Here is a 21,049-nt window from a genome sequence, read left to right as displayed (position 1 = left end):
CGTATTTTTAACTCGCCTGGGCACAGAAAATCCTGTGCCAGATCAATTTTTGCTGCGCTTTTGTGCATTTATTTGCACTGAATTTTCGCTGGCAATTGCACTGGGTTTTCTCGGGAAAATAAGCCGCAGCCGATCCCCGGTCCCTATGGTATTACCCACTATTAAAATAATGGGTGGACCGGGGTCGCTGCGCATGGTCATGCCCGCACTTGCGGTTACGACGCTCTCCCCCGAGAGTCAGTGCAGCCCCTATAAAAAGGGGCTTAAATTTTACTGGCAGGCCTCGCAATCCGGGTCGTCCAGTGAGCAGGCCTGAGGCACTGCGGCCGGTGCGGGTGCAGCTTGCTCGGCAGGTGCTGCCGCAGCCATTCCGTTGCTACCGCCGTGTGCACTTACCGCGTTCAGGGTGCCGCTATTTACCGTAGATTTCTCTGTGGTAGTGGCAGCCAGTGCGCGCAGGTAGTAAGTGGTTTTCAGGCCGCGGAACCAAGCCATGCGATAGGTCAGGTCCAGCTTCTTGCCGTCGGCGCCGGCAATATACAGGTTCAGGGACTGGGCCTGGTCGATCCACTTCTGGCGACGGCTGGCAGCGTCCACGATCCAGCGCGGCTCCACTTCAAACGCGGTGCGGTATTTTGCTTTCAGGTCTTCCGGTACGCGATCGATTTTCTGTACAGAACCTTCATAGTATTTCAGGTCGTTAACCATGACCTGATCCCACAGGCCGCGATCTTTCAGATCGTGTACCAGGTAGGGGTTTACTACGGTGAATTCGCCGGACAGGTTCGATTTCACATACAGGTTTTGGTAGGTCGGTTCGATCGACTGGGAAACTCCGGTGATATTGGCAATGGTCGCAGTAGGAGCGATCGCCATCACGTTGGAGTTGCGCATACCTTGGGCTTTTACTTTCTCGCGCAGGCCGTCCCAGTCCAGAGTGGAGCTGGTGTCCTGTTCGATAAACTGCTGGCCGCGCTGTTCAGCCAGGATCTGGATGGAATCCAGTGGCAGAACACCTTTGCTCCACAGGGAGCCTTCGTAGGTCTGGTACTTGCCGCGTTCGGCAGCCAGGTCGCTGGAAGCGGAGATGGCTTCGAAGCTGATCGCTTCCATGGTGTTGTCGGCAAAGGCGACGGCTTCATCGCTGGCGTAGGCGATGCCGGCTTTGTACAGCGCGTCCTGGAAGCCCATCAGGCCCATGCCCACAGGGCGGTGACGCATGTTGGACTGACGTGCACTTTCAACTGCGTAGTAGTTGATGTCGATAACGTTATCGAGCATACGCACTGCAACTTTTACGGTAGTGGCCAGCTTGGTGCGGTCGAGTTCACCGTTCTCACCAATGTGTTGAGCCAGGTTGACGGAGCCCAGGTTACACACGGCGATTTCGTCGTCGGCCTTGGTGTTGAGAGTGATCTCGGTGCACAGGTTGGAGCTGTGAACCACACCGGCGTGTTGCTGAGGGCTGCGCAGGTTGCAGCTGTCTTTAAAGGTGATCCAGGGGTGGCCAGTTTCGAACAGCATGCCTAGCATCTTGCGCCACAGGTCTAGTGCGCGGATCTTCTTGAACAGACGCAGCTTGCCTTCGGCAGCCAGTTGCTCGTAGTGGTTGTAGCGCTCTTCGAATGCGGTGCCGAAAAGGTCGTGCAGGTCCGGGCAATCGGCCGGGGAGAACAGGGTCCACTCTTTGTCTTCGAACACGCGCTTCATAAACAGGTCGGGGACCCAATTGGCGGTGTTCATATCGTGGGTGCGTCGGCGGTCGTCACCAGTATTTTTGCGCAGCTCGAGGAATTCCTCGATATCCAGGTGCCAAGTTTCCAGGTAGGCACAGACAGCGCCTTTGCGCTTACCGCCCTGGTTGACGGCCACTGCGGTGTCATTGGCCACTTTCAGGAAGGGCACAACACCTTGGGACTTGCCGTTGGTGCCTTTGATATAGGAACCCAGGGAGCGCACTGGCGTCCAGTCATTGCCGAGACCGCCTGCCCACTTGGACAGCATGGCGTTATCGCGAATCGCGCCGTAAATGCCGTGCAGGTCGTCCGGTACCGTGGTCAGGTAGCAGGAGGACAGCTGCGGGCGCAGGGTGCCGGCGTTGAACAGGGTCGGGGTGGAACTCATGTAGTCGAAAGAGCTCAACAGGTTGTAGAACTCTACCGCGCGCTCGTTTTTGTTCTCTTCATTGATGCTGAGGCCCATGGCGACGCGCATAAAGAAGATCTGCGGCAGCTCGAAACGAATATCGTCGCTGTGCAGGAAGTAGCGGTCGTACAGAGTCTGCAGGCCCAGATAAGTGAACTGGTGATCGCGCTCGCCTTTTAGAGCTTCGCCGAGTTTTTCCAGGTCGAAGGTGGCCAGCGCAGGGTCCAGCAGGTCCAGCTCGATACCCTTTTTCACGTAAGTGGGCAGGGTAGAGGCGTACAGCTTTTCCATCTCGTGCTGGGTGGCGCGCTCGGCAACACCGAGGAAGCGCAGAGCTTCGGAGCGCAGCTTGTCCAGCAGCAGGCTGGCGGTAGCGAAGGTGTAATTGGGCTCCTGCTCAACCAAGGTGCGCGCAGTGATTACCAGCGCGGTATTGATATCGTTTTCGGAAACACCGTCGTACAGGTTTTTCAGGGCTTCGTTAAGAATTGCCGCGCTGTCGACATCTTTCAGGCCTTCACAGGCTTCTTTGACAACGGTGCGCAGGCGCTCCATATCCAGAGGTGCAAGGCTGCCATCGTCCTGCTTTACACGGATGCTGGGGTGGGCATCGACGGCTTGCTCGGCAATTTGAGCAGTTTTTTCTTTCTCTGCGCGCAGGCGGGCGTGTTCTTCGCGGTAGAGTACGTAGTCGCGGGCAACCTTTTGTTCACCGGCGCGCATCAGGGCCAGTTCTACCTGGTCCTGGATCTCTTCAATGTGGATAGTGCCGCCAGAGGGCATGCGGCGTTTGAAAGTGGCACTGATCTGGCTGACCAGTTCTTCAACTTGCTCGTGGACACGGCTGGAAGCAGCGGCGGTGCCGCCTTCAACAGCGAGGAAGGCTTTAGTGACGGCGACGGCAATTTTGCTGTCGTCGTAGGGTACAACGGTGCCATTGCGCTTGATTACGCGGATCTGGCCCGGTGCAGTAGCGGCCAGAGTCGTGCCGCCAGTCGCCTGGTCGCTGGAGGTGCCTGATTTTTCCGCAGGCACGGCTTGAGAGCGCCCTGTCTCTGTGTGCATGTAAATCTCCGAAAGGTTTGTTCTGTTGTCTGTCCGCGTGCGTTCAAAAGAACGGCGGCCACATGACTGTGTGGCATGGCGGAGCGTGTCCTTCGCTTTGCCAGTGTTTATCCACAGCTGTGGACACTGGAAACAGGCGGCTTGTCACCGGCTATCTGAAAAGGTTTGCCAGCTGCTGCCTGTGGCGGAAATTCCATTCCGCCCGCTTACCTCTGATTCTGCTTTGAAAAAAGCAGCGCCTGACGCCCACCGCCAAAAAGTGTGGTGGTGCGCCGGAATTTGCCCCACATAATGGGGGTGCTCTTGAGCCTCTACCCCAATATATAGGGGGTCGGCCTCGAGTGCGCTACAAGATAATGCGGTAGGCGGGTCAGTTCAAGGCGAATAACTATGTAGTTGTTTGTGGATAAATTGTGGGTAGAGGTGCTGAGTCAGTAGCCACTTTCGCGGCAGAGCCCGCCAGCCCTGGGCTGCAAAGGAGTGGGTGCCGGGAAAGAACGCTGGGTACAGTGTCTTACAATTTTTTTTAATAGCTAGAGCGCTGTAAATTAACAACGGCAATAACCATTTGCAAATGGCTGCTCTTTGAGCAAAGTGGTACTCAATTGCTCAATTTACTGACGCTTATTTAATTCTGACATCTTGGCTGGCTGTAAATTAGTCGTTGGCGCCGATTGCTAAATTTAGTGATCTCTTGGATTTTTTGTCGCCAATCGCATCTTTTATACGTTGTCGGGAGGAGAGGCGCAGGGGAGTGAGTACAGGTAGCAGGGTACAACCGCAGGAGTGGCTGTACCCTATTAGGGTTTATCGACTGTGGTCTTGGAGGAATTCCATCAGGGCTTTTTGCGCGTGAAGGCGGTTTTCAGCCTCATCCCATACCACCGAGATATTGCCATCCTCTAAAAGTTCGGCACTCACTTCCTCTCCACGGTGGGCGGGCAAGCAGTGCATAAAGATGGCATCGCTATTGGCGTGGCCCATCAGCTCATGGTCCACCAGGAAGCTCTCGAAGGCTTTCAGGCGGATCTGTTGTTCAGTTTCCTGTCCCATGGAAGCCCACACATCGGTGGCCACCCAATCGGCCCCTTTAACAGCCTCCACCGGATCGTGTACTACGGTGACCCGATCACTTGCCGAAGCGAGGATATTGGCGTTGGGCTCGTAGCCGGGCGGGCAGGCTATACGCAGCTCAAAATTGCACAGGCGGGCAGCATTAATATAGGAGTGGCACATATTGTTGCCATCGCCGACCCAGGCGACCACCTTGCCCTCAGGGCTGCCGCGGTGCTCCACAAAGGTTTGGATATCTGCGAGCAGCTGGCAGGGGTGGTAGCTGTCGGAGAGGGCATTAATCACCGGTACCTTTGAATATTCTGAGAAGCGCTCCAGTACCTGGTGGCCAAAGGTGCGAATCATCACCATATCCACCATGCTGGAAATTACTCGGGCGCTGTCTTCAACGGGCTCCCCGCGGCCTAACTGAGTATCGCGGGGAGACAGGAAGAGGGCGCTGCCTCCCATCTGTGCCATACCGGCCTCAAATGAAACGCGGGTACGAGTAGAGGATTTTTCAAAAATCATCCCCAGCACTTTGCCGCGAAAAAGGTCAGTATTTATTCCTTGAGTGCGCAGTGTTTTGAGTTCGATCGCGCGCTCAATAATTTGCTTGAGCTCTTCCGAAGACAAGTCTGTCAGGGTGAGAAAATGTCTGATCGCCATAAGCTGTTCTCCTTTTTTTGCATCAGACTGCTTGCAGTGCAAACTGGTGAATCAGTGAGCTGACATCGTTTGCCAATTGATGGCACTCGTCGTCGCTGAGTGTGAGTGGGGGGAGCAGGCGCACTACATTGCCGGCGGTAACATTTATCAGCAATCCGCGCTCGCGGGCTATGTCCACCAGTTTGGCACAGGGCTGCTGCAATTCTATTCCGATCATCAGCCCCAAGCCCCGCACCTCTTTGACCTGGTCGCAATCGGATAACTGCTGTTTGAGTTGGTGCTGCAGGCGTTGCCCCAATGCCTCGGCGCGCTCTAACAGCCATTCACTTTCCAGCGTATCGATTACAGCCAGTGCGGCACTGCAGGCTAGAGGGTTGCCGCCAAAAGTGGAGCCGTGGGTGCCCGCAGAAAATAATTGTGCGGCAACTCCCCTGGCCAGGCAGGCTCCGATGGGGACACCGTTACCCAGTCCTTTGGCAGTGGTCACCACGTCGGGCAATATGTCCGCATGCTGGTAGGCAAACATTTTGCCGCTGCGGCCGTTTCCGGTTTGCACTTCATCCAGCATCAGGAGCCAGTTATGTTGATCGCAGATTTCGCGCAATTGTCCCAGGTAGTTGGAAGTGGGCACGCGTACACCGCCCTCTCCCTGAACCGGCTCAACCAGCACTGCGACAATATCGTTGCGCTCACCTGCGAGCTTTTCGATGGCTGCGGTATCGTTAAACGGCACACGCAAAAAACCCTCGGGCAGAGGGCCGAAGCCCTCTTGGATTTTTTCATTGCCGGTTGCTGTCAGGGTAGCCAGGGTGCGGCCGTGGAAAGCGCTTTCCATTACCAGGATTTGAGGGGTTTCAATGTTGCGGCTATTGCCTAGCCGCCGGGCTAATTTAATCGCTGCTTCATTGGCCTCAGCTCCAGAATTGGAGAAAAACACATTGTCCATACCGGATAGCTGTACCAGCTTGTCTGCCAGTTTCTCCTGCGCAGGGATATTGTAGAGATTGGATACATGTAACAGGGTCCGAATCTGCTCGTGCAGGGCCAGGGTCACTTTGGGGTGGCAGTGGCCAAGGCCGCAGACGGCGATTCCAGAGATTGCATCCAGGTATCGTCGGCCCTGATCATCCCATACATAATTGCCTTCACCCCGCACCAGTGTGAGGGTTCGATCGCCATAGTTTTGCATGAGTGTCGGGGTGGCCACCGGGGCATCTCCTTAAATATTGACTATTTAGATTGTTTATTTTCCGCAGAAAATTCTGTTTAAGCTTTTTAATCTGCACTTTATATCGATTGGAGCAATGGTAACACAGCCTTTATAAGCTGTGTGCTATCTGGCTGGCTGAATTTTCAACATGGTATCCGGTGTTGTAGATCTGCGGTTTTTGCTTTCATCGAGGGGATGGTGTACTTATTGCCGGCCCCACTGGGGTACAATGGATGCCGGTGCGCTATATCAGATGATGGTATGGTGCCTGTACACTTACTTTTTGCTTCGACCACCTGAGGTTTTTCACGCTTATGGATACACTGGAGAACATCAAGCAGCAGATCGCTGATAACACCATTCTGCTTTATATGAAAGGTAGCCCTAATGCCCCCCAGTGCGGCTTTTCCATGCGGGCCTCCCAGGCGATGATGGCTTGCGGTAAGCGCTTTGCCTACGTTGATATTCTGGCTAACCCGGACATCCGCGCTGAGCTGCCTAAGTATGCGAACTGGCCGACCTTCCCCCAGCTGTGGGTTAAGGGCGAGCTGATCGGTGGCTGTGACATCATTATGGAAATGCATGAGAACGGTGAGCTGAAAACCTTGATTGATGAGGCATCAGCGGAGAGCGAAGGCGAGGATTAATTTCCGCTTTTGCTCCAATATGTCTGCTGCTATAGATGGTAGGCATACTGTAGAAACAAAAAAACCGCAGCGGAAGCTGCGGTTTTTTTATGCCTGTGAGAGGACTTAAACTACTTGCCAGAGTGGCCGGCTGCAGTTTCCATTTGAGTTTGCAGGTAGTTTTGAATGCCAACTTTGTCGATCAGCTCCAGCTGGGTTTCCAGCCAATCTACATGCTCTTCCTCAGACTCGAGGATTTTCTCCAGCAATTCACGACTGCCGTAATCCCGAACGGACTCGCAATAGGCGATGGCTTCACGCAAGTCGGGAATGGCCTTGGATTCAATTTTCAGGTCGCACTTGAGCATCTCTTCGGTATTTTCGCCGATCAGAAGTTTGCCCAGGTGCTGCAGGTTGGGAATACCTTCGAGGAAAAGAATGCGCTCGATCAGCCAATCGGCGTGCTTCATTTCATCAATGGATTCGTGATATTCCTGTTTGCCCAGCTCTTTTAAACCCCAATTGTCGTACATGCGGGCGTGTAGGAAATACTGGTTAATAGCTACCAGTTCATTACCCAGTACTTTATTTAAATGCTCAATTACCTTGGGGTCGCCTTTCATAGCCTGTGCTCCTGAAGCCCTGCCAACTCAATAAGGTTTGCAGAGAGTTCCTATTTGTTAGTCGCTAGAGATTAGTTGATATTTTTAGTTACTAAAGTTTATTAGTCACTAAAGTCTGCGGCTGCCTGATTTACCTAATTTTATTTTAGGGTTTCAGCTGCAATCGGGGCTGAGTTTGCGTTGCGATTTGCGGCAAGTCAAGAAAAAATTTTTCTTGCGGAATGCAGGAAAAACAAGGGTTTTAACGCAAATTTAGCCGAAAATGGCAACGAAAATAATTCTCATTTAGGTTGTAGGGCAATATTTCAGCTTTTTAGTTTTTCTCTAATAAAAACTAATTTGTCATTAATGATTTGTTGATCGATTTTGCTTTTTATAAAAACTGAGTTGTCGTCATTCAGGCGCTTTAAATAGTCCTTTAATGCCTGTTTATCTGTTTTCCTATGGCAAACCTCAACAAGTGTTTCTAGTGCGTTGAGTAAATGGCACATAAATACACTACTTGATCTGCCGTGTTCGACAATTTCGTCGAGAGAAGCTTGGAGCAGTTGAGAAAACTCAAGCTTACTGCAAATTATTCGCAATTCCCCCGATGAGTCGGTAAAACAATTTGCGGGCTCAGGTCGATATAATACAGTACCAAGCCCCTCAATCAGGCGATCAACGCAGGAATAAGCAGTAAATGGGTCATTAATGCCTGGAGATAAAGCTCGCACAGCAATTTGTGAAAGCTGCTGGATAGAAAAGACCACATCTTGTTCTGCCGTTGGCTGGGTGCCGATCTGTATTGCAGACTGAATTGCAGGAATTATTCTTTCTGGGTTATTTGCCGGATAAACCTGGCCGATCATCTCCCAGTGATGCAGGTAGCTTCCCGGGTGGCAGTTCAGCTTTAGGCAGCACTGGAATTTCTGGGTTGTGCGAGTAATTCTTTGCTTATCGATAAATTGGACATAACCGCCCTTTGGGGTGGGGATGTCGATCCAACTTGAGCCGAGGTCCAGGCGTTTAGCATCGAATACTTTTTTGTTCGTAGATTCATGGCAATCTGGATATTCACGCTCTATCGCCTGCTGAAACTCGAGATTAATACGGTGGGTAATGTTATCGACCTGAATTGACTGTGCGACATTGTGAATAAAGTAAATAAGGTAGATAACACTGATTAAAGTCAGTACCAAAGCCGTGAGCACGCTAATGCCATAGCTAGCTATTTCGTTTTCCGCTGTGCCAATCGAACGCATAGTGACAATGGCATAGACATAGGTCGCCAGGAAAATCCCGAGGGATATCTGGGTCGCTCGGTCCCGGATAAAATTTCTGATCAAATGGGGGCCGAATTGATTAGAGGCGAGGGAGAGGGCAACCATTGTTATTGAGAATACCGTTCCGGCTACCGTGATAGTGGAGCCAGCAATGACTGACAAAAGGGCTCGAGCATTTTCGGTATTACCCAAACTAAACCATTGCAAACTGCCCCGGAATAAAAGGGGAGGAGCAGGAAGCGCTGTGTCCAGGTGAACGGTAAAGGCGCAGAGCGCTAGCGCCGCTAGGATCATAATCAGCGGGACGCTCCAGAAACTGGAGTGGAGGCGTTCATAGAGGTGTATAAGATACTGCTTCATAGATGGAGAAAGGCACGCCAGCGTGCTATCAGCTTAGCCTATGAGCTTTAGAGGGAGCATTCGGGAAGGTAACTTAGTGGTTATAGATTATGGTAGCCGGGATTCGGGGTCAGCTGGTGAAGTAGAATCGGCGGTAGTTAGCTGAGTAGACCATACTCCCGTTCATGGTCTATTCGATAAGCTAATTTGTTTATTCGGCCTCCCACACAGGGATGAGACCGCCAACTGGTGCCCCAAGGCCCTTACCGAGATAGCGCCATCATAGATTATCTCTTTGATCTGGCGGTTTGCTAAGCACTTACAAATACATATTTCTGGTTCAGTTCACTGCACTTGTTGTTGTCAGTGGGCGGTACAAAAATGTATGGATTAGGAATGTTGCTATATCTAAATACAATCGTTTTTGTGCGTAGCAGGGAAACTGCGGCACCGTTTTTGAATTTCAGTTGAACCGCGCTAAGCCGTTAAAGGAAGGAGCTTGACATAACTAGCAGGTGTTGAGTGAAAGCTGAGATATAAGAAGAGGGGAGGCGATCGCCAGGGACACGATCGCAGGTCAAAAGCCAAAATCAGCTGGCGGAGTAGAAGAGGCCGTTGTTGGCAGAGGATACCATCCCACCGCTCATGGTCTCATCAATGATCTCCTTGGTCTGCTCGGCACAGCGTCCACATTGAGAAGAAACGCCCAGCTGGCGTCTTAACGCCTTCACCGAAGTGGAGCCATCATAGATCGCCTCTTTAATCTGGCGGTCAGTTATGCCCTTACAAATACATACATACATGGCGGTGGCTCTGTTCAACTCTTACTCAATAGTAGTCAGGTAGGAATCCTATTGCAATTGAGAATGAGTGTCAATAAGATTCCGAAATGGTTGCATTTCGCCCTCTTTGTTTGCTATTTGTACATTTTTGCGGGTAGGTCATCCTATTTTGGGTGTTAGTTCACGCATAGCCGTTCTGCTATCAGCCTGATTTAAAAAATTTATGGGCCTGAAATAAGTGGGTGTGTATCATAGCGGCCCACTATTAATTCCCATTCGATTTATAGCAGTTGCTCATAAATTGAACACTCTACGTATCATCAACAACCCATCATTGGATTGAGGAGGTTTTCATGGCAGTTCTGGTAGGCAAGCCGGCTCCGGATTTCACCGCTGCAGCGGTATTGGGTAACGGCGAGATCGTCGATACTTTTAACCTGAAAGAAGCAATCAAAGGTAAGAAGGCTGTAGTTTTCTTCTACCCGCTGGACTTCACCTTCGTATGTCCTTCTGAGCTGATCGCTTTCGACCACCGTTTCGCTGAGTTTGAAAAGCGCGGTGTTGAGGTAATCGGTGTATCCATCGATTCCCAGTTCTCTCACAACGCATGGCGTAACACCTCCGTCAACGACGGTGGTATCGGCCCGGTTAAGTACACCCTGGTTGCAGACGTTAAGCACGAAATCTGCCAGGCGTACGACGTAGAAGCTGACGCTGGTGTTGCTTTCCGCGGTTCCTTCCTGATCGACGAAGAAGGCAATGTACGTCACCAGGTAGTTAACGATCTGCCGCTGGGCCGTAACGTTGACGAAATGCTGCGCATGGTTGACGCTCTGGCGTTCCACCAGGAGCACGGTGAAGTTTGCCCCGCCGGCTGGCAGGAAGGCGACAAAGGTATGAACGCTTCTCCGGAAGGTGTAGCGGCTTACCTGAGCGAGAACGCTGAGAAGCTGTAAGACGCTTTTTGCGCTGGGGTCTCCGGACCCCAAAAGAAGAACCGCCGCAAGGCGGTTTTTTTGTTTGTACAAGCCTTGTTGCGCTGACCTGCGCTGATTGGCATGGCCGTCCGCGCGCCGGAGAAAAGTGCAGACTAGAATTCAGCAGTCAGTCCTGCGTGGCGCCTAAATAGAGTTTTTGCCCGCTGGCTGCTAGTCTTATCTGCAACTACCGGATTGCTTTGGCGGCTCGATTTGCTTATGAGACCTGCAATTCTTTCAAATATCGTCTACGTCATGCGCGCCTCTATGGCACGTTTATTTCTCTTCCTGTTGATTCTGGGGAGTCTGTCCCTGCCTGCGCAAGCGGCTGATATAGACGACAGGGCCAAACAGTTTGGCCGATACTTCAAACAGATGATGGCGGGTAAATCTATACCCGGCGGCGCCTATGTCATCGTGGATGGCAACCGGGTGGTCGCGATGGATACCTATGGCGTCAGGGTCAGGGGTAAATCCGGCAAGGTGGATCAGGACACGGTGTTCCGTCTGGCCTCGGTATCCAAGACCTTCGCTGCCAGTATGGCCACTATGTTGGAGCATGAAGATCGCTTCAAATGGGATGACAAGGTGGTCAACTATGTGCCGGACCTGAGCTTTAAGACGCCTTCACTGTCTCGCCAGCTTCAGGTGGAGCACCTGCTCAGCCATTCCTCGGGCCTGACCCCCAACGCCTACGACAACTACCTTGAGGACAACAAGCCTCTCAGCAAGATATTGCCCAAGTTTGCCAATATCGATCCGCGCTGCACGCCGGGAAAATGCTACGGCTACCAGAATGTGTTGTTCAGCCTTATTGAGGATGTGATTTTTGAGGCGACCGGGGTTTCCTTTGCCAGCCAGCTTAAGAAGAGAATTTTTGTCCCGCTGAAAATGCAGAATGCATCGGTTGGCTGGGAGAGCTTTATGGCCTCCGACAACCGTGCGGCACCCCATATCCAGACTGGTAGTGGTTGGCGCCCAGTGAAAGTGGAGAAGGAATACTACTTTGCTGCACCGGCGGCGGGAGTGAATGCCAGTATCTCTGATATGGCCCAGTGGCTGAAAGCCCAGATGGGCTACTACCCGAAGGTACTGTCACCGGAAGTGATCGCCGATATGACTACAGAGCGAGTCGCTACCCAGCGCCATATGCGCCATCGTATCTGGAGAGACTACCTGTCTCATGCAGGCTACGGCTTGGGCTGGCGCCTCTACACCATCGGTGATGACCGCATTATTTATCACGGCGGTTGGGTTGCGGGCTTCCGTGCGGCGGTGGCCTATTCGGAAAAGTTGAAAGTGGGTATTGCCATCCTGATGAATGCGGAGTCCCGTGTGATCTCAGATCTCACTGCCAATTTCGTGATCGATATTACCGGCAAAGGTAATCTCGCTACCGCTCAAACCAGTGGAGATCGCTGATCTCCACTGGTAAGTGATTGTCCTTCCCCCTTGAAACCTGTTGGCTGATCCCAATATTTGCTCCCTGTTCCGATTGACGTTTACGGGGAGACCGAATAGATGACCGTTGAGGCCCAAAAAGAGAGCCATGGATTCCAGACGGAAGCCAAGCAGCTACTGCACCTGATGATCCACTCGCTCTACTCCAATAAGGAGATTTTCCTGCGCGAGCTGGTATCCAACGCTTCTGATGCCGCCGATAAGCTGCGTTTTGAATCGCTGTCCAAGCCCGAATTACTGGGCGAAGATGCAGACCTGCGTATTCGCATCGAGTTTGACAAGGAAGAGGGAACGCTCACCATTACCGATAATGGTATTGGTATGAGCCGCGATGAAGTTATCGAAAACCTCGGTACTATCGCCCGCTCCGGCACCTCTGCATTTATGCAGCAGCTGACCGGAGACCAGAAAAAAGATGCGCACCTGATCGGCCAGTTCGGTGTGGGCTTTTACTCCGCCTTTATCGTCGCTGACAAAGTGGACGTATTCACTCGTCGCGCCGGTTTGAATTCCGACCAGGGTGTGCACTGGGAGTGTCACGGTGAAGCGGAATACTCCGTAGAGACTGTTGAATGGCCCCAGCGTGGCACCCGGGTGGTTCTGCACCTGAAAGAAGAAGCGAAAGAGTTTGCCGATAACTGGCGCCTGCGCTCCATCATTAAAAAGTACTCCGATCACATCGCCATTCCGGTGGAGATGTTGAAAGAGGAAATGCCGGCGGCGGAAGAGGGCGAAGAGCCGAAAGAAGAGAAGGCGCCTGAGTTTGAAGCAGTAAACGCTGCCCAGGCCCTGTGGACTCGTCCCCGCTCCGATGTGAAATCTGAGGAGTACAAGGAGTTCTACAAGCATATCTCCCACGATTTCGACGATCCCTTAACCTGGAGCCACAACCGCGTAGAGGGCAAACAGGATTACACCAGCCTGCTTTACATCCCTGCGCGCGCACCGTTTGATCTGTACCAGCGCGATGCCGCTCGCGGCCTCAAGCTGTATGTGCAGCGCACTTTTATCATGGACGATGCGGAGCAGTTCCTGCCGCTGTACTTGCGTTTCGTGAAAGGTGTTCTGGACTCCAACGATCTGCCGCTGAACGTATCCCGTGAAATCCTGCAAAAAGATCGCAATACTGATGCGATCAAGAGCGCACTGACCAAGCGTGTTCTGGATATGCTGGATAAATTGGCGAAGAAAGATGGCGATGAATACCAGAAGTTCTGGGATCTGTTCGGCAATGTATTGAAAGAAGGTCCGGCTGAAGATTTCTCCAACAAAGAGAAAATTGCCAAGCTGCTGCGCTTCGCCAGCACCCATACCGATACCGAGAAGCAGGATCAATCCCTGGAAGACTATGTGGGTCGCATGAAGGATGGCCAAAAGGCGATCTACTACGTGTGTGCCGACAACTTCGCTACGGCCAAGTCCAGCCCCTACCTGGAAGTATTCCGCAAGAAGGGTATCGAAGTGCTGCTGCTCACCGATCAGGTGGACGAGTGGTTCGTGGGCCATATGAACGAGTTCGACGGCAAGCAGTTCCAAGACGTGGCCAAAGGTGCGCTGGATCTGGGTGAAGCCGAGAGCGATGAGGACAAGGCTGAGCGCGAAAAAGTTGAGCAGGAGTCCGGTGCCCTGGTTGAGCGGGTACAGGAAGTTCTGGAAGGTCGCGTTGAATCCGTACGCGCAACCACTCGCCTGGTGGACTCCCCAGCGTGTCTGGTGGTGAGCGAACAGGATATGGGCCCGCAAATGCGCCGCATCCTGGAACAGGCCGGCCAGGCCCTGCCAGATGCCAAGCCGATCTTTGAAATCAATCCGTCCCACCCACTGGTACAGCGTCTGGACCAGGAAGCGGATGAAGATCGCTTTGCGGATCTCACCAATATCCTGATGGACCAGGCTAATCTGGCTGCCGGTAACCAGTTGGCGGACCCGGCGGATTATGTGCGCCGCCTGAACACGCTGTTGCTGGAAATGCACGACTAAGTCAGCGCTATTGATTGGTGCTAAGCGACGGCCAGTGGAGTTGTTTTAGACTTTGCTGGTCCCAGAAGCGGCCCCTGCCGGATCGAACGGTGTTTTATCGGTTGGTCAAGGCAGAGGGCCGTTTTTGCTATTTACTGTGCCGTTTCGCACAATTGGCAGAAGTTTAAAACAAATTGACCCCATTGGGCTCAGCGGGTCATGCCTCTATAATCCGCAAGTCTTATAAGAAGCTTTATCGGTGTGACAATGCAAAAAGAAACTTCCAACCCCCTCGCTATTGCCGTATTGGGCGGCGGCAGTTTCGGAACCGCGATTGCTAACATTGTGGCGGGTAACGGCCACGACACCCGCCAGTGGATGCGCAACGCGGAGACGGCGGCTGAGTGTCGCGATACTCGAGAAAACCATAAATACCTGCCCGGCGTGCCCCTGCATCCGGAATTACAGCTTACCAGCGACCTGGAGCAAGCGGTCGATGGTTGCAGTATCGTTTTTGTCGCGATACCCAGTAAATCCTTTCGCGAGGTGGTAAAAAAAGTAGCCCCTTTGTTGGCGCCGGGCACCATGCTGATCTCCACCACTAAGGGAATCGAGCACGACAACTTCCACTTAATGAGCGATATCCTGCGCGAGGAAACCACCGACATGCGTGTCGGGGTCTTGAGCGGACCAAATTTTGCAAAAGAAATTGTTGCGGGGCACTACACTGCAACGGTGGTGGCCAGTGAAGACGAGGCACTTTGTAAAGCGATTCAATCGGCACTGCACTCGGAGACTTTCCGGGTTTATTCCAGTAGCGATGTGTTTGGAGTAGAGCTTGCCGGTGCGCTAAAAAATATCTACGCGATCATCACTGGTATGGCTGCGGCACTGGAGCGCGGGCAAAATACCATCAGTTTATTGATCACCCGTTCCCTGGCAGAAATGATGCGCTTTGCCGAAGCGATGGGTGCCGATCCTATGACGTTTATCGGCCTCGCCGGTGTCGGCGACTTGATTCTAACCTGTTCCTCAGATCTCAGCCGAAATTACCGGGTGGGGTATATGGTCGGTAAAGGCAAGCCGCTCGATCAGGCTGTCGCAGAAATCGGTCAGGTGGCCGAAGGTGTGAATACGGTTCGTCTGATTAAACAGAAAGCCGACGAAATGGGTGTCTACATGCCCTTGGTTTCCGCGATTCACGCCATATTATTTGAACAGCGGCCGATTCCTGAGGTGATTCGTAATTTGATGTCGGGCGCGCAAACTTTTGATGTGGCCTACTCGGCCAAGCCTTAAATGGAAGCCTCATATGAAAAATGACGATCTAAAGCGCAATCTTACTTCCGGCAACCAGTGGGTGCGCCTTATCTATATGGTGCTGTTTGCAGTGTGCCTTCAGGTTGCCGCGTGGTTACTGATGGCGGTAGTGATACTGCAATTCCTGTTTTCGATTATCAGCGGGAAATCCAACGATAATCTGCGTCGCTTTGGCGATCAGCTCGCCTCCTATGTTTACCAGGCGATCCAGTTCCTGATCTACAACTCCGACGAAAAGCCTTTCCCGTTTGCCGAGTGGCCTGAATCTGAAGTAGAGGATTTGTCTGGTTACGAGGGCGCCGAAGATGTTTCTGCAGAAGTGGTTTCTACGGAAGTAAAGCGTGAAAAGGACAAGGCTGAAGACGAAGCCGAGGATGCCATTATCCTGGGTAGCTCCGAGCCCGAGAGCAGTGAAAAGCCCGAGCTGGTTGAGGAAAGTGCCGACGACGCTGACAAACCTGTCGACAAGAACTAATTGCTTTTCCTATCGCTAATTTATCCGGTGCCTTATCCGTGGGCACCGGATAAATATCTGCTGCCCTCCCTACGAATAATCCCGCAGATATCAACAAAGTAACAACCTACCCTTGAGGAAGCCCCATGCAGCTGTTTATTTTGCGTCACGGTAAAGCCGAGCCCATGCTCGCCAATGATGCAGAGAGAGCCCTGACAGAGCGCGGGCGCAGGCAGGTTGCACAGGTTTGTAAAAAGCGCGCCGAGGAACTGGCGGCGGTAAAGGCTATTTGGGCCAGCCCATTTGTACGCACCCAGGAAACCGCTGAGATTGCTGCCGCTCAACTGGGGTTGCCCGTTATTACCGAACCGCTGTTGATCGGCAATACCCACCCACAGCAACTGCTCGACCATTTGCAAACCCAGGATACCTTCCCGCTTCTCCTGGTTAGTCACCAGCCTCTGGTGGGCAGCCTGCTCAATGGCCTCTGTGGCAGCGGTAATGAACATCCGATGGGCACTTCCAGCCTCGCCTGTGTCATTGCGGATGTATGGGCTAATGGTTGCGCTGACCTGGAGTGGTTGCAGCACGCAGAGTAATTTTTCCGGTCGTGTCTGCCAGTAAATCCCTATTGCGCTGATCACAACTGTCATTGCGGATGTTGTTGGTGGGCCGCACCATTTCACCACCTGTTTTAGTCACTATCCGGTGGATATCACTTTGGCGATAAATCAAATCACTCCCCGTGAAATCACCCTTGAGTTTGATCACAAGTCGATTGCCGCACGCCAGTGGGGCGATCCGGAGGGAGAGCCGGTAATTGCTCTTCACGGCTGGTTGGATAACTGTGCCACCTTCAGTCGGCTGGCTCCCCTGCTGAGCGGAATTAATCTGGTAGCGATAGATATGCCGGGCCACGGACGCAGCTATCACCGCTCACTCGATGCCAACTACAACATCTGGGAAGAGGCGGAAGATATTTTGGGGGCGGTGCACGCGCTTGGCTGGCGCAAGTTCTCCATTGTGGCGCACTCCCGAGGTGCTATCGCCGGGGTGATAACCGCTGGTGCTTTTCCCGATCGGGTAAAGCGCCTGGCACTGATCGATGGCCTGGTGCCCCCCTCCACCGAAGATGAAAAGGCTCCGGAGAACCTGGCCAAAGCTATTGCCCAGAGAGCCCGTTACGGCACGCGCAAGCTGCGGGTTTACGGTACCTTCGAAGAGGCTGTCGAAGCGCGCAAGAATGGCATGTTTCCGCTAACTGAGTGGGCTGCGCAGGTATTGACCGAGCGAGGCACCCGGGAAGTGGAGGGTGGCTATATGTGGAGTAATGATCCCCGGCTGATGGCGGCTTCCACGGCCAAGCTCAATGAGCCACAGATTAAAGCTTACTTATCCCGATTGAAAATGCCGGTGCAGCTGGTTCTCGCTGAAAATGGTATCGCAGATATGCTCAAGCGCCTGCGCCCTGTGCTGCAAGAGTTTCCGGGTATTGAGGCACGTGAGATTCCCGGAAGCCACCACTTGCACCTGGAGGAGAGTGGTGCCCGGGCGATTGCAGAGTGGTTTGGGCCTTTCTTGCGCGGTGAAACCGCTTAGAAGGGAACCCGCTTGGAATAGCAGCTGGCATCCATCTCCCGCACCTCTACCGAGACTGCGGGAACTCCCTCGGCAAATTGGCACAGGCTGTTAAAAACCGCCGAGCTCAATGCTTCCCTTTCCCGCGTAGAGCGCCCTTCAAGCAAGCGGATCTCTGCGTGGATAAAGCTGTTGCCATTGTCCCCAGCGATAAACTGATCGTAGGACTTGGCGCGAGTCTTGATATTGTGAGAGGCGAATAAACCGGAACGGTGCATCGCCTCCTGAGCCGAGCTGACCAGTGCAGCGATAGAAATCTTCTCTTCCAGATTTTTCGCATACTCTATGATCAGGTGAGGCATAGCGGTCACTCCTCGGTCAAAGCGGCCCTGGCGGCCGCTGGGTACCTGTGGCGTTTACTGGCGCAGCAGGGAGAGGAACTCGTTGCGGGTGGCCTGGTTGCTGCGGAAAGTACCGAGCATAGCCGAAGTCTTCATCACAGAGTTCTGTTTTTCCACACCGCGCATCATCATGCACATATGCTTGGCTTCGATGATCACGCCGACACCGGCAGCACCGGTAACGTTTTGCAGGGTCTCGGCGATCTCTACGGTCAGCTGCTCCTGGATCTGCAGGCGGCGCGCAAACATATCCACAATGCGTGCTACCTTGGACAGGCCAACGACCTTGCCATTGGGAATATAGGCTACGTGGGCGCGGCCGATAAACGGCAGCAGGTGGTGCTCACACAGGGAGTAGAGTTCGATATCCTTAACCAGCACCATTTCGCTGCAGTCGGACGGGAAGAGCGCGTCGTTGACTACATCTTCCACGGTCTGTTTATAGCCGCGTGTCAGGTATTCCATGGCTTTGGCGGCGCGCTCCGGGGTGTCTTTGAGCCCAGGGCGTTGCGGATCTTCGCCGATTGCTTCAATAATTCGCGCGTAATGTTCGTTCATGCTGCTCTTTCCAACATCTCAGCCCGAAGGGCGGGTGCGCTACCCTAAGCGTTTGTAACCCGAGAGTAAAGATCCACGCGGCCCCAGAAGCCTGTTAGCTGTTATTTGACGACCACTGGCGAAGGCTGTTTTGTTAGCAGGGCAGAGGAAGTTGGGCGGAAAAATGGCTTAGGGCCTTTAGGCAGCAGCTGTAAAATGGCCACTTAACCTTACTCGTCGCTTATTTGGTGTGAGCAAACTACACTCCCCGGGCATTGATTGGCCCCTCTGAAGCAACAACAGAGGGCACCCGCAGGTGACAGTGGGCCCCGACAAGATACAAAGCACTTAAGGATAGATTGATGATAGAAAGGCGTGAAACAAGCCTCCACGAACTGACCACGGTTTTGGACTATATCCGCTGGGGGACCAGCCGATTCAATGAGGCCGACCTCTACTACGGCCATGGCACCGACAACGCCTGGGACGAGGCCGTTTTGCTGGTAACCCACGCCCTGCATCTCCCCCCTTACAGTAAGCCGGAGATACTCCAGGCCCGTTTGACCATGGAGGAGCGCCGCGACGTACTCACTATCCTGGAGCGGCGCTTTAGCGAGCGGGTACCGGCGGCCTACCTGACGAAGGAAGCGCATTTCTGCGATATGACATTTTATGTGGACGAGCGGGTACTGGTACCCCGTTCACCGATTGGCGAGATGATTCGCCACAATTTCCAGCCCTGGCTCAATGTTGAGCCCCTGGCGATTCTGGACCTCTGTTGTGGTAGCGGTTGTATCGGTATCGCCTGTGCCGAGGCCTTCCCGGAAGCGCGTGTCGATGTGAGTGATATTTCCGAGGACGCGATCGAAGTTGCACAGATCAATATCAATCGTCACGAGTTGAACGAACGCGTGCGCGCAGTGCAGTCGGACCTATTTTCCGGCCTGCACGGTATGAGTTACGAATTGATCGTGTGCAACCCGCCCTATGTCGATGCCCGCGATCTGGCCGAAATGCCCAAGGAATACCACGCTGAGCCGGATATAGCCCTGGGCTCTGGCGATGACGGTCTCGATTTTACCCGCCGCTTGCTGCGCGAGGCTGCCAACCACTTACAGCCCGATGGCCTGTTGATCTGCGAAGTGGGCAATAGCTGGGAAGCCCTGGAAAAAGCCTTCCCGGAGGTGCCGTTTATGTGGCCCGAGTTTGAGGATGGTGGCCACGGTGTTTTTGCCATCAGCCGGGAAGAGCTACTCGCCTATCAACCCTACTTCGAAAAGGAATAATTCCTTTTGCCTCCCCGGCAATCTCGGTTGCCGGGTTATGGGTACAAGCCCGGTTCTGCGGACACTTGTGCTTTTTGCCCCAGTCTGCGCACTGGGGCGGGCAGATCATTTATAATGCGCGCCCCTATTGTGGGCCATCCTGTTTTACCACCTATTAGCTGGAAAAGTCGTCTATGTCGGGCAATACCTTTGGCAAGCTGTTTTGTGTCACCACCTTTGGCGAAAGTCACGGCCCCGCGCTCGGTTGTATCGTCGATGGATGCCCTCCGGGTCTGGAGATTAGTGAAGAAGAAATTCAGCGAGAGCTGGACCGCCGCAAGCCCGGCACTTCCCGCTATACCACCCAGCGCCGCGAACCCGACCAGGTAAAAATCCTTTCCGGTGTTTTCGAGGGAAAAACCACCGGCACGCCTATTGGTCTGTTGATTGAAAATACCGACCAGCGCTCCAAGGACTACAGCAATATCGCTGAACAGGTAAGGCCTGCCCACGCCGATTTCACCTATTGGCAAAAATACGGCATTCGCGACTACCGTGGGGGTGGCCGATCCTCCGCCCGTGAAACTGCCATGCGGGTTGCCGCTGGGGCCATCGCCAAAAAATGGCTGAAACAAAAGTACGGCATTGAAGTGCGCGGTTATCTCTCACAATTAGGCCCGATCAAAGTACAAAAACTGGATTGGGACCAGGTAGAACAAAACCCCTTCTTTAGCCCGGATGCCGATCGGGTCCCCGACATGGAGACCTATATGCAGGAGCTGATCAAAGAGGGGAACTCCATCGGTGCGCGTATCTCAGTACACGCCAGCGGCGTCCCAGCCGGACTGGGTGAACCTATTTTTGATCGCCTGGATGCAGATCTGGCCCACGGCTTAATGAGTATTAACGCGGTAAAAGGCGTGGAAATTGGAGCTGGCTTTGACAGCGTGGAGCAGAAGGGCACTGAGCACCGAGATGAAATCACTCCAGAAGAGGGGTTCCTGTCGAATAATGCTGGGGGTGTCTTGGGTGGTATTTCCAGTGGCCAGGACGTCATTGCCCATATCGCCCTGAAGCCGACTTCCAGTTTGCGCATTCCCGGCCGCAGCGTTTGCCGCTCCGGCAATCCCATTGAAGTCGTTACCAAAGGCCGCCACGACCCCTGTGTTGGTATTCGAGCAACGCCTATCGCCGAAGCCATGATGGCCCTGGTTCTGATCGATCACGCACTGCGCCACCGCGCGCAAAACGGAGATGTAACACCGGGATAATTCGATCGGCTTTTTTCTATTGGATACCGGCGAAAGCCCGGTATCCAAT

At 53.3% G+C, this 21,049-nt stretch carries 18 protein-coding genes; 10 read left to right on the top strand and 8 right to left on the bottom strand.

Features of this window, described 5'->3' with window-relative positions; translation table 11 throughout:
* Positions 1-270: 270 nt before the first annotated feature.
* The 3 genes from QT397_20820 to QT397_20810 form a co-directional block, all read right to left on the bottom strand.
* The gene (locus QT397_20820; protein WNZ55282.1) at positions 271-3,210 is read right to left on the bottom strand and encodes a ribonucleoside-diphosphate reductase subunit alpha; all 2,940 of its coding nucleotides are present in this window, start codon (positions 3,208-3,210) and stop codon (positions 271-273) included.
* An 807-nt stretch (positions 3,211-4,017) separates the two neighbouring features.
* A complete protein-coding gene (gene argF, locus QT397_20815) occupies positions 4,018-4,932 on the bottom strand; it encodes an ornithine carbamoyltransferase (GenBank protein ID WNZ55281.1) in 915 nt (304 codons plus the stop codon).
* Between the two features lie 22 nt (positions 4,933-4,954).
* Positions 4,955-6,139, bottom strand: coding sequence for an acetylornithine transaminase (locus QT397_20810; protein ID WNZ55280.1), 1,185 nt, complete (start codon positions 6,137-6,139; stop codon positions 4,955-4,957).
* 317 nt (positions 6,140-6,456) lie between these two features.
* On the opposite strand from QT397_20810, the gene grxD reads away from it, so the two are divergent.
* Entirely contained in the window at positions 6,457-6,789 is a 333-nt protein-coding gene (gene grxD, locus QT397_20805) for a Grx4 family monothiol glutaredoxin (protein WNZ55279.1), read from the top strand.
* Positions 6,790-6,899: 110 nt separating this feature from the next.
* Here the strand turns inward: grxD and bfr are convergent, their stop codons facing one another.
* The 3 genes from bfr to QT397_20790 form a co-directional block, all read right to left on the bottom strand.
* On the bottom strand, positions 6,900-7,391 hold the full coding sequence (gene bfr / locus QT397_20800; GenBank protein WNZ55278.1) for a bacterioferritin: 492 nt from the start codon (positions 7,389-7,391) through the stop codon (positions 6,900-6,902).
* A gap of 305 nt (positions 7,392-7,696) precedes the next feature.
* Positions 7,697-9,016, bottom strand: a complete 1,320-nt coding sequence (locus QT397_20795) for a DUF2254 domain-containing protein (GenBank protein WNZ55277.1) — start codon at positions 9,014-9,016, stop codon at positions 7,697-7,699.
* Positions 9,017-9,585: 569 nt separating this feature from the next.
* The gene (locus tag QT397_20790; GenBank protein ID WNZ58573.1) at positions 9,586-9,798 is read right to left on the bottom strand and encodes a bacterioferritin-associated ferredoxin; all 213 of its coding nucleotides are present in this window, start codon (positions 9,796-9,798) and stop codon (positions 9,586-9,588) included.
* 332 nt (positions 9,799-10,130) lie between these two features.
* Between QT397_20790 and QT397_20785 the strand changes: the two genes are divergently transcribed.
* The 7 genes from QT397_20785 to QT397_20755 all read left to right on the top strand — a co-directional run bounded on the left by QT397_20785 (position 10,131) and on the right by QT397_20755 (position 17,547).
* Positions 10,131-10,733, top strand: coding sequence for a peroxiredoxin C (locus tag QT397_20785; GenBank protein WNZ55276.1), 603 nt, complete (start codon positions 10,131-10,133; stop codon positions 10,731-10,733).
* Positions 10,734-10,973: 240 nt separating this feature from the next.
* Entirely contained in the window at positions 10,974-12,176 is a 1,203-nt protein-coding gene (locus QT397_20780; protein WNZ55275.1) for a serine hydrolase domain-containing protein, read from the top strand.
* A 99-nt stretch (positions 12,177-12,275) separates the two neighbouring features.
* Positions 12,276-14,195 (top strand): molecular chaperone HtpG, encoded by a 1,920-nt coding sequence (htpG, locus tag QT397_20775; GenBank protein WNZ55274.1) that lies wholly within the window; start codon positions 12,276-12,278, stop codon positions 14,193-14,195.
* Positions 14,196-14,441: 246 nt separating this feature from the next.
* The gene (locus QT397_20770; GenBank protein ID WNZ55273.1) at positions 14,442-15,473 is read left to right on the top strand and encodes an NAD(P)H-dependent glycerol-3-phosphate dehydrogenase; all 1,032 of its coding nucleotides are present in this window, start codon (positions 14,442-14,444) and stop codon (positions 15,471-15,473) included.
* A 13-nt stretch (positions 15,474-15,486) separates the two neighbouring features.
* Positions 15,487-15,969: a DUF4389 domain-containing protein gene (locus QT397_20765; protein ID WNZ55272.1), complete on the top strand. Its 483-nt coding sequence runs from the start codon at positions 15,487-15,489 to the stop codon at positions 15,967-15,969.
* A gap of 125 nt (positions 15,970-16,094) precedes the next feature.
* Positions 16,095-16,547, top strand: a complete 453-nt coding sequence (gene sixA, locus QT397_20760; GenBank protein ID WNZ55271.1) for a phosphohistidine phosphatase SixA — start codon at positions 16,095-16,097, stop codon at positions 16,545-16,547.
* 121 nt (positions 16,548-16,668) lie between these two features.
* Positions 16,669-17,547: an alpha/beta hydrolase gene (locus QT397_20755; protein WNZ55270.1), complete on the top strand. Its 879-nt coding sequence runs from the start codon at positions 16,669-16,671 to the stop codon at positions 17,545-17,547.
* Here the strand turns inward: QT397_20755 and QT397_20750 are convergent.
* Both QT397_20750 and folE read right to left on the bottom strand, forming a co-directional pair.
* The gene (locus tag QT397_20750; GenBank protein WNZ55269.1) at positions 17,544-17,888 is read right to left on the bottom strand and encodes a 5-carboxymethyl-2-hydroxymuconate Delta-isomerase; all 345 of its coding nucleotides are present in this window, start codon (positions 17,886-17,888) and stop codon (positions 17,544-17,546) included. The two genes, QT397_20755 and QT397_20750, sit on opposite strands and share 4 nt — an antisense overlap.
* 54 nt (positions 17,889-17,942) lie before the next feature.
* A complete protein-coding gene (gene folE / locus QT397_20745; protein ID WNZ55268.1) occupies positions 17,943-18,485 on the bottom strand; it encodes a GTP cyclohydrolase I FolE in 543 nt (180 codons plus the stop codon).
* A 341-nt stretch (positions 18,486-18,826) separates the two neighbouring features.
* Between folE and prmB the strand changes: the two genes are divergently transcribed.
* Entirely contained in the window at positions 18,827-19,750 is a 924-nt protein-coding gene (gene prmB / locus QT397_20740) for a 50S ribosomal protein L3 N(5)-glutamine methyltransferase (protein WNZ55267.1), read from the top strand.
* 173 nt (positions 19,751-19,923) lie between these two features.
* Positions 19,924-21,000: a chorismate synthase gene (aroC, locus tag QT397_20735; GenBank protein WNZ55266.1), complete on the top strand. Its 1,077-nt coding sequence runs from the start codon at positions 19,924-19,926 to the stop codon at positions 20,998-21,000.
* Positions 21,001-21,049: the final 49 nt, after the last annotated feature.

The sequence above is a fragment of the Microbulbifer sp. MKSA007 genome (assembly GCA_032615215.1).
In the GTDB taxonomy this organism is placed as follows: domain Bacteria; phylum Pseudomonadota; class Gammaproteobacteria; order Pseudomonadales; family Cellvibrionaceae; genus Microbulbifer.
This window is presented reverse-complemented; position numbering and strand designations above follow the sequence as displayed.